General features: G+C 46.5%; 11 protein-coding genes and 2 pseudogenes. 9 read left to right on the forward strand and 4 right to left on the reverse strand.

The window, feature by feature from the left end; all coding sequences use genetic code 11:
• Positions 1-149, forward strand: a pseudogene (locus tag DW830_RS05975) (IS982 family transposase); the annotation flags it as partial.
• Positions 150-505: 356 nt separating this feature from the next.
• The gene (locus DW830_RS05980; RefSeq protein ID WP_119249257.1) at positions 506-874 is read left to right on the forward strand and encodes a winged helix-turn-helix transcriptional regulator; all 369 of its coding nucleotides are present in this window, start codon (positions 506-508) and stop codon (positions 872-874) included.
• Positions 875-1,168: 294 nt separating this feature from the next.
• Here DW830_RS05980 and DW830_RS05985 read toward each other — a convergent pair whose 3' ends face one another.
• Positions 1,169-1,729 (reverse strand): hypothetical protein, encoded by a 561-nt coding sequence (locus DW830_RS05985; RefSeq protein WP_147487227.1) that lies wholly within the window; start codon positions 1,727-1,729, stop codon positions 1,169-1,171.
• Positions 1,730-2,027: 298 nt separating this feature from the next.
• Positions 2,028-3,626, reverse strand: a complete 1,599-nt coding sequence (locus DW830_RS05990; protein ID WP_119249259.1) for an ATP-binding protein — start codon at positions 3,624-3,626, stop codon at positions 2,028-2,030.
• A gap of 270 nt (positions 3,627-3,896) precedes the next feature.
• Between DW830_RS05990 and DW830_RS05995 the strand changes: the two genes are divergently transcribed.
• Positions 3,897-5,687: a 1-deoxy-D-xylulose-5-phosphate synthase gene (locus DW830_RS05995; RefSeq protein WP_119249260.1), complete on the forward strand. Its 1,791-nt coding sequence runs from the start codon at positions 3,897-3,899 to the stop codon at positions 5,685-5,687.
• Between the two features lie 146 nt (positions 5,688-5,833).
• Here the strand turns inward: DW830_RS05995 and DW830_RS06000 are convergent, their stop codons facing one another.
• Positions 5,834-6,421: a hypothetical protein gene (locus DW830_RS06000; protein WP_147487228.1), complete on the reverse strand. Its 588-nt coding sequence runs from the start codon at positions 6,419-6,421 to the stop codon at positions 5,834-5,836.
• A 395-nt stretch (positions 6,422-6,816) separates the two neighbouring features.
• Between DW830_RS06000 and DW830_RS06005 the strand changes: the two genes are divergently transcribed.
• Genes DW830_RS06005 through DW830_RS17300 form a run of 4 tightly spaced genes read left to right on the forward strand, consistent with a single transcriptional unit; the run spans position 6,817 to position 12,189 of the window.
• A complete protein-coding gene (locus tag DW830_RS06005; RefSeq protein WP_119249262.1) occupies positions 6,817-7,887 on the forward strand; it encodes a metallophosphoesterase in 1,071 nt (356 codons plus the stop codon).
• A gap of 59 nt (positions 7,888-7,946) precedes the next feature.
• Positions 7,947-10,778 carry a TonB-dependent receptor gene (locus tag DW830_RS06010; RefSeq protein WP_119249263.1) on the forward strand — a complete coding sequence of 944 codons (2,832 nt, stop codon included), beginning with the start codon at positions 7,947-7,949 and terminating at the stop codon, positions 10,776-10,778.
• A 17-nt stretch (positions 10,779-10,795) separates the two neighbouring features.
• Positions 10,796-11,593: a hypothetical protein gene (locus DW830_RS17295; RefSeq protein ID WP_410524495.1), complete on the forward strand. Its 798-nt coding sequence runs from the start codon at positions 10,796-10,798 to the stop codon at positions 11,591-11,593.
• Positions 11,590-12,189 carry a hypothetical protein gene (locus DW830_RS17300; protein ID WP_410524496.1) on the forward strand — a complete coding sequence of 200 codons (600 nt, stop codon included), beginning with the start codon at positions 11,590-11,592 and terminating at the stop codon, positions 12,187-12,189. The genes DW830_RS17295 and DW830_RS17300 overlap by 4 nt, the downstream gene beginning before the upstream one ends.
• A 148-nt stretch (positions 12,190-12,337) precedes the next feature.
• On the opposite strand, the pseudogene DW830_RS06020 reads toward DW830_RS17300, so the two are convergent.
• Positions 12,338-13,486: pseudogene (locus DW830_RS06020) on the reverse strand (AAA family ATPase); the annotation flags it as partial.
• Between the two features lie 483 nt (positions 13,487-13,969).
• Between DW830_RS06020 and DW830_RS06025 the strand changes: the two are divergent.
• Together DW830_RS06025 and DW830_RS06030 are read left to right on the forward strand one after the other, a co-directional pair.
• On the forward strand, positions 13,970-14,608 hold the full coding sequence (locus tag DW830_RS06025) for a hypothetical protein (protein ID WP_119249265.1): 639 nt from the start codon (positions 13,970-13,972) through the stop codon (positions 14,606-14,608).
• 49 nt (positions 14,609-14,657) lie between these two features.
• Complete coding sequence (locus DW830_RS06030; RefSeq protein ID WP_119249266.1) at positions 14,658-14,888, forward strand: hypothetical protein; 231 nt, start codon at positions 14,658-14,660, stop codon at positions 14,886-14,888.
• Positions 14,889-15,093 lie beyond the last annotated feature (205 nt).

The following is a 15,093-nucleotide window of genomic DNA, read 5'->3' on the forward strand; positions in this document are numbered from 1 at the left end:
GATCACTTCATGCTCTTCCGAAACTATGCTAAGCAAACACCAGGACTGTTTACCCGAATCATCGGGAAAATCAGCGCATTTACAGTCTTGCAATATATTAATTATGTAACAACAGACCGATTGGCAGGGTTAAGTATGCGCTAAATTAATTCCGCCAACGGGTTTTATGTTATTTCTTATTGTGAATTTGTGAATACTTCTGCTTTCAGTTTTCATTTCTGAATAGCGTTTATTTTCAGCTTTCATTTCTGAATTGCGCTGCAAAGATACTGCAAAAAACTGGTTTCTGCAAGAGGGCACTTGGGGGTAAGATGGTTACTGGGAGGTAACTATTGCGTGGGAATGGGAGAAAGAAAAATGAAGCGTTAACTTAGATTAACTTGGTATGTTTGGTTTCTTTTCGGATATTAGTTACTTTTGTAGCCTATTGCAGAATATTATAGAGTTTTGCAGAACATTATTGCAGAATATTATAGATTATAGTAGAATATAAAGAAGATAGATTATGGCAAGAATGATAAAAGAAATGGTAGTGCAGGACTGTCCCATCCGTAACGTTCTGGCGCGCGTTTGCGACAAGTGGTCGCTACTGGTAATCTACACCCTGAAATATCATCAGGATGGTCCCCTCCGGTTTAATGCCCTGCGTAAGCTGATTCCGGATATTTCGCAGAAAATGCTTACCAGCACGTTAAAATCGCTGGAGGCTGATGGCTATGTTATCCGCAAGGCTTATGCCGAAGTGCCGCCAAGAGTGGAGTATTCTCTCGCACCCCGTGCTGAAACCCTTATTCCTATTATGGATCATCTGATAGAATGGGCGTTGGATAACATGGCTGTGATTCTGAAGGATAGGGAGAAGGCTGTAGGCTGATAATAAACTGAGTCCACTTTAAAAAGTCATTTTAGATAATTTCTTCAAATGTAATCATCTGATAATCAAATGGCGTTTTGTTGGATAAAGAACCAAAAACTTCTTTTTAAAGTGAGCTCAATTAGTTATTAATGATTAGTTATTAATTAGTCGGCATAGTTTGTTTTACATAGCAAGAAATCCAAGCCGGAGAATCATCTCTAGCTTGGATTTCTTCTGTTTTATCATCGAATGTTTGTCTTAATCTCAGTCTTAATCTTAGTCTCTGTCTTAATCTTAGTCTCAGTCTCAATCTTAGTCATCATCCCAATCATCATCCCAATCTCTATAGTGCTTCCATTTCTTCTTGTCATGCTTCCACTTCTTGTCGTGCTTGTGATGTTTGTGATGCTTGCCCGGCTTTCCTGGTCCATAAGTTACATGGGTTCCGCCTGGCCATTCTGGTCTTCCGTAGCTGCACTCAGGGCGAGGGCGGCGCTTGTCGTGTCCCCAGTTATGCTTTGGATACTTGGTGTAAATATGGTGAACATACACATGATTCTGCCAGCCGATAGGGCGATAGAAATAGTATGAGTTCTTGAATTTCTTCCATTGTCTGTCGGTCATCATGCGCTTAAGCTGCTTGTTGCGGTAATGCCAGCCGTAGGCATCGATGTCGCGATAGCTGCGGATGCCGTCCAGGTAGGTGAAGTTGATGTTCAGGAGATTGTTGCGCTGGGCGTTGCTCAATCCCAGTTCCACCACCATCTTATCTGTGATAAAACGAGCCTCTGCTTGAATATTTGTCAGTCTCTGAGCATTCATAGATGTTATCATCATCCATACTGCTACGATTGTCATCAGAATTCGTTTCATAACTATCTTCTCTTTAAAGGGTTATTACTGCATTTATTTTAATTGAAGAGGCTACTTGGAGCCGCTATCAACTTTTTGATGGTGCAAAGAAAGTGCAAACGAGCACAATGAAAGCTTGCTTTCAAATTGTCGAGTGCAGCTTTTCTTCTAACGCAGTGCAAAGATAGAGAGAATAGCTGAAAAAAGCAAAGGGAAAACCATAAACTAGCGTATGATTTTCCCTAAAAGCATTGGGGGAGATTCCCAGATTTTCAATTACCACTCTACCTTTTCGTTCAGGATATTGGAATCAGTTAATTTATAATTCCTGGCTTTTATCCAGAACCCTGTATTCCCAATCCTCAATAGTCCTTGTTTCTGTGCTGAAGCTGATGCCAATCTTTACGAGCTTTCTTTCATCAGCCTCGAAAGGAACCATGTAGCCTTTTTCGTCTATCTGGGCGAGGGCTTCCTTGGCAGGCTTGTTGATCTTTATCTCGAAGACGAAGATGGTGTGGGGCGAGAACATCACGGCATCGGCCCTGCCCCTGCAACTCTTCACCTGCGTGAGAACGGCTATGTTCATCATCGAAAGCATGATGTAGAAAACGGTTTCGTAATAATACTCGTTTTTCTGCATGTCTGCCAATACGTCTTTTCCGCCTTCTGGATAAGGAATAGAGGCGAAGTAGGATTTCATCAGCGTCATCGCCTTGTCGATGTTTCCATACACCAATGCCTGATAGAATCTTGCCGCAAAGCCCAGCGAAGTTCCGTCGCTCAAATTCGTGTAGAGCGGCAGCAGGTTTTCCATCAAGCCGGCCCTTACTTCCTTGTTTGGAATGCCGAGAAAGTAGCCTTTGGTGAGAGGGTCGTAGTCCTTGATGGTAAGGTAGCCGCTCTGATAGAGCAATGGCAGGGCATCCGTCATCTTCTCCGTAGGACGGTCGAATGAAGACGAGAAGGCGAAGACATTGTCCAGCTCCGTCACGTTAGTCTTGAATCTCTGCATCTGATTGATGAGATAGGTAGAAGTGCCCGATGCAAACCAGTAGTCCTCTATCTCGCCCGACGCCAAGGCTCGCATCAGACTGAACGGATTGAAGATGTCTGGGCTGTTTCTTGTGAAATGATAGCCGTCGTAATTCTCCTGAAGCATCCGTGCCATCTCTTCCTTGCTCACCCCATTGTGCTCCGCCATCAGTTCGATGTCCTGGCTCAGGGTGGTGGTGAGCTCCTCCTTGGTAATGCCGCAGATGGCAGCAAACTCTGGGTCCATGGAGATATTGGTCAGGTTGTTGATGGCGCTGAAGATGCTGAGCTGCGAGAACTTGGTGATACCCGTGATGAAGGCGAATCTCCAATACTTGTCACATTCCTTGATAGGAGTGTAGAATTCCTGCATGATGGTTCTTACTTGCTCTAATTTCTCTTTGTCGTGAAGAACATCGAGCAGAGGAGCGTCGTATTCATCTATGATGATAACGAGGTCTTTACCAGTCTTCTCTTTGATGGTCTTGATCAGCGTCGTCAATCTGTTTCCAGGGGTTTTTTTGCTGCGCTCTATTCCGTACTTCTTCTCGTAATCTTCAAGTTGTATGTCAAATTTCTCATCAAAATATTTGATGTCACAATACTTGAATGTAGACATGTCGAAGTGCAGGACAGGGTATTCTGTCCAATCCTTTTCCAAACCTTCGATGGCAAGCCCCTTGAACAGGTCTTTCTCGCCAGCGAAATAGGAATGGAGGGTTGTGCTCAGCAAGGATTTTCCGAAGCGGCGGGGACGACTGAGAAATACATACTTGTACTTCTTGGTCAACTTGTATATCAAGTCAGTTTTATCCACATACACGCATCCTCTCTTGATGATGTCGCTGAATGTCTGTATTCCCACAGGATAAATTCTTTCTACCATAGTCTTTGCATTTTTATTCTTTGTGGCAAAGTTACGAAAAGTTTTTGAAAAGGAAGTGATTTGGAAAAGAAAAAATGTGGTTCAGAGAAGAAAAAGTGGAGGCTTTTGCTGGAAAAGGGAAAATAATTCATTTTTTCTGTAGTTTGGGTAATGCGTGTTTTCGGGAATCTTCGTATCTTTGCACTCGGAAATCATGGTCATAATAGAATCATGATCATCATATAATCATAATAGAATTATAACTATAAGTATAAAAAACAAGTACAAAAAATGTATATTGAGAAAATAAAGTCGCCAGCCGACTTGAAGAAGCTGGATTTGAAGGAGCTGCAGGTGGTGGCTGATGAAACCAGACAGGCTGTGCTGAACCGTGTAAGCAAGCATGGCGGTCATGTGGGGCCGAACCTCGGATTCGTGGAGGCTACCGTGGCGCTTCACTACGTTTTTAATGCGCCAAAGGATAAGCTCGTGTTTGACGTAAGCCACCAATGCTATCCGCACAAGGTGCTCACCGGACGAGCTGCGGGATTCCTTGGCGATGTGGATGACATGAATGCCATTTCGGGCTATTCTTCTCCTGCCGAATGTCCGGAATATGATAACTTCGAGGTGGGGCATACTTCTACTTCCGTGAGTCTTGCCACCGGTTTGCAGAAGGCGCGCGACGTCAAGGGAACCGATGAGAACATCATCGCCATTATCGGCGACGGCTCCCTTTCGGGCGGCGAGGCTTTCGAGGGACTGGATGAGGCTTCGGAACTCGGCACGGGCATCATCATCGTGGTGAACGACAACGAAATGTCTATCGCCGAAAATCATGGCGGAATCTATAAGAACCTGCGTGCCCTTCGCCAGAGCAACGGCACCTGCGAGCACAACTGGTTCAAGGCATGGGGCTTTGAATACAAGTACCTGGAAGAGGGTAACGACATAGAAAAACTCATCCAGGTTTTCGAGAGCGTGAAGGATACAGATAAGCCTACCGTGGTTCACATCCACACAGAAAAAGGTCATGGATTTGCGCCAGCCGTAGCCAACAAGGAGGCTTGGCATTGGGGAATGCCTTTCAATCTGGAAGACGGTTCGCGACCAAGAAGGAATGCCGATGGAACCATTCCGGAGGTGACTCCGACTGAAGATTACGGTACATTATTTGCCGACTGGATGCTGGGCGAGATGAAGCAGGATAAGACCCTCATCGCCGTAACCGCTGGTACTCCTACCGCAGGTGGTTTTACTGCCGATAAGCGAAAGTTGGCTGGCAAGCAGCACATCGATATGGGAATCGCCGAAGAGCAGGCGGTGGCCATGATTTCGGGAATGGCGAAGGGTGGATTGCATCCGGTATGGACGGTTTACAGCACCTTCATCCAACGTACCTACGACCAGATAGCGCAAGATCTCTGCATCAATTCCAACCCTGCCGTAATCAACGTGGTAGGAGGCGGAGTGAACTCGATGAACGACATCACTCACATCTGCCTTTTCGATATTCCGATGCTCTGCAGCATTCCGGGGCTCATCTATCTGGCTCCAACCACCTGCGAGGAGTATTTCGCCATGCTCCGCTGGAGCATTTTGCAGGATAAGAAACCTATCGCCATCCGTGTGCCAAGCAATGGCGTGGTTCATACGTCAGAAGCCGTTGATGCTGAGTATGGCTACGAGGCAAGGTACAAGGTGATGCACCAGGGCGAGAAGGTGGCAATCATCGCTGCTGGTTCGTTCTATCAGAAGGGCGAGAATGTAGTCCGCCTGTTGGCTGATAAGGGCATCGATGCAACGCTCATCAATCCCCGTTATCTGAATGAGGTGGATGCCGAGACGTTGGATAGTCTGAAGGCAAACCATCAGTTGGTGGTAACCTTGGAGGATGGTTCGAAGGATGGCGGCTTCGGCGAGCGCATCGCCTCTTACTATGGCACTTCAGAAATGAAGGTGATGGTGGGCGGCATCAGGAAGGGACTCTACGATAGATATGATGTGCAGCAGTTGCTTTCGGATAATCGCCTACTCGATGAGCAGATTGTGGAAGACGTTTTGTTAATTATTAATGATTAGTAATTAATGATTAGTTATTAGTTAGACGGCATAGTTAGTTTTTATTTAACGAGAAATCCAAGCCGGAGAATCATCTCCAGCTTGGATTTCTTCTGTTTTATCATCGAATGTTTGTCTTAATCTTAGTCATCATCCCAGTCATTATCTCAATCATCGTCATCATCATCATCATCGTCATCCCAATCTCTATCGTGCTTCCACTTCTTCTTGTCGTGCTTCCACTTCTTGTCGTGCTTCCACTTCTTGTCGTGCTTGTGATGCTTGTGATGCTTGTCCGGCTTTCCTGGTCCATAAGTTACATGGGTTCCGCCTGGCCATCCCGGTCTTCCGTAGCTGCACTCAGGGCGAGGGCGGCGCTTGTCGTGTCCCCAGTTATGCTTTGGATACTTGGTGTAAATATGGTGAACATACACATGATTCTGCCAGCCGATAGGGCGATAGAAATAGTAAGAGTCCTTGAATCTCTTCCATTGTCTGGCGGTCATCATGCGCTTGAGCTGCTTGTTGCGGTAATGCCAGCCGTAGGCATCGATGTCGCGATAGCTTTGGATGCCATTGAGATAATTGAGATTGATGTTCAGGATGCTGTTGCGCTGAACGCTGCTCAATCCCAGTTCCACCACCATCTTATCTGTGATAAAACGGGCTTCTGCCTGAATATTTGTCAGTCTCTGAGCATTCATAGATGTAATCATCATCCATACTGCTACCAATGTCATAATCATTCTTTTCATAACTATCTTCTCTTTAAAGGGTTATTACTGCATTTATTTTACTTGAAGAGGCTACTTGGTGCCACTATCAACTTTTTGATGGTGCAAAGAAAGTGCAAACGAGCACAATGAAAGCTTGCTTTCAAATTGTCGAGTGCAGCCTTTCTTCTAACGTAGTGCAAAGATAGGGAGAATAGCTGAAAACAACAAGGGGAAATCCATAATCTGATGTATGATTTTCCCTAAAAGCATCGGGGGAAACTCCCGTAATAAGATTGTAGTATCTTTTATCTGCTAATTCAAATTCTTGTAACCTCATTGACACATAATACCCTTACCTTTGCACCCGAAATTTAACAGGTATTACCCCGAAAGGGGAAATCTTTAATAAAAGTATTATAGTCAGATAAAGAAAAATGGAAAAGAAAGTATCGGGTAAGCATAGCAGCATGAATGGCTTTGCTATGATGAAAGGTAGAGTAGCTACTGTAGTTTTGGCTTCGGCTTTATTGTTGGGCGGGGGCTTGACTGCACAGGCTCAAAACGCAGCATTAACCACCTGCTCTCAGAGTGCAGCAACCGCCATTCCGCAGAATCCAAACTGGAAGGCGAATGCTGCCGAATGGCAGAAACTGAAGGGTGAAATCACCCTCTACATGACCAATGATATGGGACGCAACGGCTACTACGACCAGAAGCCTATCGCCGAACTGATGGGCGAAATGGCGGGTACGGTAGATCCGGAATGCGTACTTGCCGTGGGCGACATCCACCATTTCAATGGCGTGGCTTCTACCCAGGACCCTCTGTGGCTTACCAATTATGAATATGTTTATTCTCATCCCGACCTGATGCTCAACTGGTTCCCGGTTTGCGGAAACCATGAGTATCGTGGTAATACTCAGGCTTTTATGGACTACGGCAAGGTGAGCCGCCGCTGGATGATGCCAGCCAAATATTACACCAAGGTGTTCGACCACAAGGGAACCACCGTGCGCGTCATCTTCCTTGACACCACACCCCTCATCGATTCCTATCGCAAGAATGCGGAAATCTATCCTGACGCCTGCAAGCAGGATGCTGAGGCTCAGCTCTCCTGGCTCGACGAAACTCTGAAGAATGCCAAGGAAGATTGGGTCATCGTGGTAGGCCATCATCCTATCTACGCCTACACCACAAAGAAGGAGAGTGAGCGACTCGACATGCAGAAGCGCCTTCTGCCTATCCTCCATAAATATAATAATGTGGCGATTTATGCCTGCGGTCACATCCACAACTTCCAGCACATCCAGAAGAAGGGCGACAACATCGACTACGTAGTCAATTCCTCTTCATCTCTGGCCCGTCCTGTGAAGCCTATCGATGGCACCGTGTTCTGCAGTCCTGCCGATGGTTTCTCTGTATTTACAGCAGATAAGAAACAGCTCAGAATGTCGATGATTGACAAGGATGGAAAAATCATCCACACGATTACAAAAAGTAAGTAAAAAGCAAAAAGTAAGTGAAGAGTGAAGAACGAAAAGTGAAGAATTCAATTGCGATATAGATGAAAAGATTTTTGCTGAGTGCGGCGCTTCTTGCCGCTGCAACTACCGCCATCCAGGCCCACACGCTGGATGGTGTAGTCAAGGATAACAAAACGGGCGAACCCCTCATCGGAACCGTAATCCGAGTAAAGGAGCTGCCCAACGTGAGTACCACCACCGGACTTGATGGTACTTTCACCCTGCATGAATTGCCTGATAAGGGCAAGGTGACCATCATCGTTTCCTACATGTCGTACAAGACCAGGGAGATGGTAGTGGATGTGGCTAAAGACTTCTCCAAGGATGGAAAAGAGGGAAAGGATGGACTGTTGACCATCGCGATGGATGAAGACCTGAAGCAGTTGGGCGAAGTGGTGGTTACCGGTCATCGTGAATACCGCAGCGACCGAAGCGCCATAGAAACCGTGAAGAATGCCGGCAACGTGCTCAACGTGATGAGCCAGCAGAGCATCCAGCTTTCGCCTGATGTCAACGTGGCGAGCGTTCTGCAGCGTGTATCAGGTGTAACCATGGAGCGTGATGCATCGGGCGAAGCTTCCTATGCCATCCTCCGAGGTATGGACAAGCGCTACAACTACACCCTGGTGAACGGCGTGAAGATTCCTAGTCCGGATGATAAAAACCGTTACATCCCATTGAATATCTTCCCTTCAGATCTGATGGACCGCCTCGTGGTTTCCAAGTCTCTGACTGCTGATATGGAAGGCGATGCAGCCGGTGGCGTGGTGGATATGGTGATGAAGGATGCCCCATCCCGCTTCCAGATTCAGGCGAATGCTGCCATCGGAGCAAGTGATTATTTCTGGAAGAATGGCAGAGATTATCTTACCAGCAACCGCTCTGATTATACAAAGAAATCTCCTTACGAGGCTTTCGGAAAAGACTACAAGGCGCAGATGAGCGATTTCAAGAACGGTCCTGTTCAGTTGAAGAGCCATTCTCTTCCTGCTCCTAACTTCATAGGAGGTCTGAGCATCGGCAACCGCTTCTGGAACGACCGCCTGGGCGTGATGCTTGCCGGAAGCGTGCAGAATGTTTTCCGTGGTACCGAGCGCACCTACAATTCCGTAAAGATGGCTTCGGGCGAGCAGGCCATGTACATTTCCAATCTACAGCATCGCTACTATAGCATCCACGACCTTACTGCGGGTGCTCATGCCAAGTTCGACTTAACCCTGCCTGGTCACAAGCTGGAATGGTACAACATGTATGTGCGCACCAATTCCAAGGGCACCAGATACAACAATAGCGTCAACACCGAATACATCGGAGCCGACAGCTACACCCAGGATGATGAGGTGCGCTCTCTTTCAACCACCCAGAGCATTTTTGCCACCAATCTGAAGGGTACGCATCATCTTACCAAGGATTTTACCGTAGATTGGTCGGGCGTGTTCTCGCAGGCTAAGGAGGAAGATCCGGATAGAACTTACGTTACCCTGACGAATACCGTGAGCAGAAAAGCCGAGAATGGTGGCGATGCCGTTTCGGGTTCCATCTGGGAAGGCGACAAGAACATCACCAAGACCCTGCCTAAAAGTGCCGAGCGCCGATTCCAGCACAACAAGGATACCGACTGGGCGGGTTACATCAACCTCTCTTACGATACTCATTTCGCCAACGATGTAGAGGCTCTCTGGAAGGCGGGAGCGCAGTATCGCAGAAAGGAACGCAGCAACAGATATTATTCTTACATCTTCAATCCTGCCGACATCTCGCAGCGATTGGATGGCAACGGAATAGACCAGTATGCCAACATCGATTGGGTTTGCAAGACCCCTTATTCTCAGGCTTCGCAGCTCAACTACGATTCCAAGGAGCACATCGGCGGAGCCTACGCCATGGTAACCCTGAAGAGCGAGGTGGGCGAACTGAATGCCGGTTTCCGAGCCGAGCACACCAACCAGATTTACACCATGCTCCAGCACTTCCGCAACATGGGACAGGTGGGCGAGCAGAGCTACTGGGATTATCTGCCATCGGCATCCATCAAGTGGACACCAACCAGGAAGATGAACGTGCGTCTCTCTTACTATCGCTCCATCAACCGTCCGGGCTTCTACGAGATAGTGCCTTATCAGATTCAGGGCGAGGAGTATCAGGAAAAAGGTAATCCAAACCTGAAGCGTGCCCGCATCGACAATATCGACCTGCGCTGGGAGTGGTTCCCAAGCAAGACCGAGCAGATTCTTGCCGGCGTATTCTATAAGTATCTGAAAGACCCGATAGAGCAGGTGTTCGTAACATCGGATGGCAAGATTGGCGCCGGAACCGATGCCTACTACATGCCGGATAACCTGGGTAATGCCAAGAACATGGGATTCGAAATCGACCTCATCAAGTACATCCGCCACTTCGGAGTGAAGGCGAATTATACTTACACCCATTCTGAAATCACCACCTCGAAGCGTGAGTACCAGGAGGGTAGTGCCGAGTATAAGACGGGCGTAACCCAGACCCGTCCGCTGGTTAACCAGGCTCCTCATACCGCTAACATCTCCTTATTATATAAGGATACGGAGAATGGCTGGAATGCGCAGTTGGCCTCTTCCTTCACGGGCACCAAGCTTGCCCTGGTTTCTCCCTTTAAGGATGCCGACCAGTGGGATAAGGCGATGTTCGGTCTCGACCTGAGTGCCGAGAAGCAATTCAAGAACGGCATCTCCATCTTCTTCAAGGCAAACAATCTGCTCGATGCCAAGCGCGAGAGATACTTGAAGACCGTGAACAAGAGCAACCTGGAGTATGAGGGTCAGAAGAGCGATAAGACCATCGTGGGAACTTATCAGTATGGCAGAACCTTCCTGCTGGGAGTAAGATACAAATTATAAAACAAGAAACTGTAAAAATGAAAAAGATAAATACTTTTGCTGCTTTGCTGTTGATGGCAGCAGCTGCAATGTTCTCCACATCTTGCGAGAACGATAATATCAATCCATACGATTACGTGAATAATGGCGGTAATGGAAGTGATGGCAACCAGAACCAGGGTTCTAAGGATGTCATTACAACGAAGGTGGCAGAATATCCAGCAGGTTCTGTGGTTTGGACCAAGGATACTACCCTGAGCCAGAGCGTTGAGATTCCTGTAGGAGCATCGCTCTATATTGAGCCGGGCGTAACCGTTACCTGCAAGTCAGAGGTTCAGGTGCCGGTAGAAATTGTGGTGTTGGGCAATCTCTATTGTATGGGAACTGCCGAGAAGCCAGTAGTCTTTACTTCTGATACCAGGAAGCCTGCCGATTGGGGCGGCATCATCTGCGGATATAATTCAGAGGAGGTGGTGCTCAACCACGTGGATGTAGCCTATGCTGGTGCTACTCCTACCGAGAGTTCAGCTTCTTTCCAGAACAAGCTTTTCAAGACTACCATCGATGGCGGTGTGCCAGCCTTCCACTTCTGTAATGTGAACGGCAAGTTTGTGATGGCAAACAGCTTCTTCCATGACAACTACAACGACCAGACTTACTTTACAGGTGGTAACGGCGTGATTATCAACAATATCTTTGCCGATAGCGGAAATGCAGCCGATGGCGGCGAGGCCATCAACGTAAAGGCAGGTTGCAAGCTCGATGTAGCCAACAACATCATCTACAACGCCTGCACCAACGCCTCAAGCTTTCGAATGCCGGCAATAGCGAGGTGATTCCTCTCTCTGAGATGACCGCCTACAACAACACCATCATCAACTGCGGCTGGCGCCGTTCCAAGAACAAGAAGGGTGGTTCTGTCTGGGTAGAGAAGGCTGCGAAGCCAGTCTTCGTGAACAACCTCATCTACGATTCCCGTTTCGGATTGAAGCAGCCAAAGAAGGATGGTGCAGATATGGATCACAGTCGTCTTACACCAAATTACTACTTTGCATCTACAGAGACTGGCGTAGCGCAGATGGCGAAGGGTGCAGAGCTCGGCATCTGGTTTGATACCGATATCAAGAGCAGCGTGGCAGGTCAGCTCAATCCTCTATTCAAGAACTTCACTCAGAGCGAGAAGATGAACATCAATTGCGAGATAGATGATGTAGCCCAGGGTGCTCCATTGGCATTCGACAAGAGTTGGAATTTCGATTATCAGGCAGGCAGTCCTGCCCTCTCAGGAGGTGTAACCGATTTTGCCCGCCTCTTCCCACAAGGTCTGCCATTCTTCGGCATGAAGCAGGTGAATTTCCTGGATAAGAATAACGACCAGAACTATTACTTCGCCGCCCCATTGCCAAGCGCAAGATTCGGAGCGTGGCTGTAGGATAAATGAAGAATAAGATAAAAGGAAAAAAGATAAATGAAAAAGCGTGCAGACGATGGTGTTGCTTGCACGCTTTTTCTTTTTATCATCTAAACTTGTTATGATTTCCAATCGAACACGATGGTGTTGTCTTCTTTGATATTGACGCCGTCTTTGAGGTCAGATAATGAGGCAACAAACTTCTGTACAATCCAACTCTTATTTCCTTGTTAGGAATGGCTAGGGTATAGAGTTCCGTTTCTTCATCGTAATCCTTGATGGTGATGTAACCACTCTGATAGAGCAGCGGCATGATGGTGGTCATGGTTTCCGTGGCAGCATCAAAGTCATCCTTTCCGGCTTCCATACTCTCGCCCAGGTTCGCTGGCAGAAAGTTGAAATTGCGCATCATATTAATCAGATAAGTAGGAGTGCCGGAACCAAACCAGTAGGAATCAATCTTCTGCTTGGCAAAGCAGGTTAATAAGCTGAACGGATTATAAACGTCAGGAGAAGGCCATGTGAAATGATAGCCGTCATAATTATCCTTTAACTTAGCTAACGTCTGCTCATACGACAGGTTTAATTTTTCTGCAAGTGCCTCTATGTCATCCCGCATTCCGTTCACCAGTTCATCTTCCGTAATTCCGCAAATGCCGGCATACGGTTCGTCCATACTGATATTGGTGATGTTGTTCAATTCGCTGAAGATGCTGAGCTGGGAGAATTTGGTGATGCCTGTGAGGAATACGAAGCGGAGTAATTTCTCGCATCCTTTTAACGGACTGTAGAAATTGCGCATGGCGTTGCGCATTTCTTCCAACTCTTCATCCTCGTGCACCACATCAAGCAAAGGGGCATCATATTCGTCAATGAGTATTACCACTTGCTTGCCCGTTTCCCTATAGGCAGTCTGGATAAGTGAGATGAGGCGGACGTTGGCATCAACAGCCGGATTCGTAATGCCCCATTTCTGCTCTTGTTCTGCAAGTTGCTGGTCGAAATATCTTTCCAGCTGGGCTATCTCCATGTGTTTGCCCATGCTCATATCGAAATGCAGCACCGGATAGCTTATCCAATCCTTTTCTAGCTTTTCGATGGCGAGTCCTTTGAAAAGATCCTTCTTTCCTTCAAAATAGCTCTTCATGGTAGTTAGCAACAGCGACTTTCCGAAACGGCGTGGACGGCTCAGGAAGAAATAAGTACCATCAGTATGTGCCATACGATATACATATTCCGTCTTGTCAATGTAGAACTTATCCTCTACTCGGATTCGTTCGAAAGTTTGTAATCCTATCGGATATAGTTTTCTTGCCATAATTGCTCGCCTTTCTTTTAAGTGATATTCTCTTTGTTGGCAAAGATACGAATAAATGGTGAAACCACCAAATTAAAAACATCTTTTCTTCATTTATGCCCCTTATCTCATTTCCTTATACCTTTTATTTCTTTTCTCTCCTTATTTCTTTTCTCTCCTCCTTTTATCTTCTTTCTTCCTTCTCTTATCTCCTTTCTCCCTCCTTCCAGTATTAATTTTGTGTTAATCTTAGGAAAAGTCTTGTTTAATATAGGATAAAGTTGTATCTTTGCCTAATAGAAAGTTTCATTCAGCGACGTTGAATGTGTATTCAACGTCGCTGAATGTCGGTTCAACGTCGCTGAACGGAGCTTTTGCCTAGGGATAAATACTTTTATCTTTAGGTATGAGAACTATTATGATGAGGAGCAATCATCATTACTCTTGACTGTAATAGCTGTCTCAATATGGAGTGATAACAAACTTAATAAGAAAGGAATCGGTATGGCTAAGTACAAGTTGCAAGAGTTAACTGACATGCGTAATGAAGGCAAGCGCAGAGTTTATCCCAAGATGGTGACCAACCGGACACTATCCAGAAAAGAATTCATCAAGAGAATGCAGGGCTACCATCGTGGTATTTCGGAAAGTACCACGGAGGCAGTATTGCTAGATGTGGCTGATATGTTGGTAGAAATGCTCTCCATGGGCTACAATGTGAATCTGGAAGGTATCGGTACCTTCTCCATCTCCCTCGGTTTCGAGGACGATAAGCCTACGGAAATGCAGAGTGAAGAGGATAAGATGACGTATCGTAAGGTGGGCGTGAAGGACATCAACTTCAAGGCATCTCCTGAATTTCTCAAGAGTGTGAAGCAGGAAACCGATCGCGGTCTGGAACGAGATATGGGTGGCGTAAAGGTGATTCGCAAGCAGCTGTATTCCAGAGAAGAACGCATCGCCCGTGCCCTGGAGGTGATAGAAGCCAATGGTCTCATCACCCTCTCTGATTATGCCTATATCAACAACCTGAGCCGCACCGCCGCCTCCCTGGAGCTGAAGGAAATCACCGCCGACCGAACTTCGCCGATAGGTTCGATGGGCAGCGGCAGCCACAAGGTTTGGGTGAAGAGAAAAGAATAAATGCAACGATAGTATTAAAATAGATGTTTAATTTAAAGTCCAAATAATTATGAAGCAGATTACTATAGATTTTAAGAACGCTTTTGATTGTTCCAAGAAGGAAAAGTCGAAGGCTTGTCGCTCTGGCTATGTACGTTTGGTTCGTTTTATGGATGATAAGAAGCATACTAGACCACAAGTGTATGAGGGTGATTTGTTGGAGGCTATTATGGATGTAAAGAGGAAGAATGTCAAGAACTTTGATACATTGGAGGATATGATGAACTATCTGGAGGCTTAGACATGAGTATAAAATGCCTGGTTAAGAAGTAAATCATTGAACTTTTGCATGTGGTTCAAGCACGGGCTGAAGGCCCAAATGCTCCTAGCCCAGGGCAACACCCTGGGTATTAAGGTGTTGTTCCCCTGCGCCCTGTAAGGGCAAAAGCCTTGAATATATGCTGCTTTATAACCATTTTTATTTGGGATTTGCAAGAAACTTTCCG

The organism is Prevotella sp. AM34-19LB (genome assembly GCF_003468525.1).
Lineage (GTDB): Bacteria > Bacteroidota > Bacteroidia > Bacteroidales > Bacteroidaceae > Prevotella.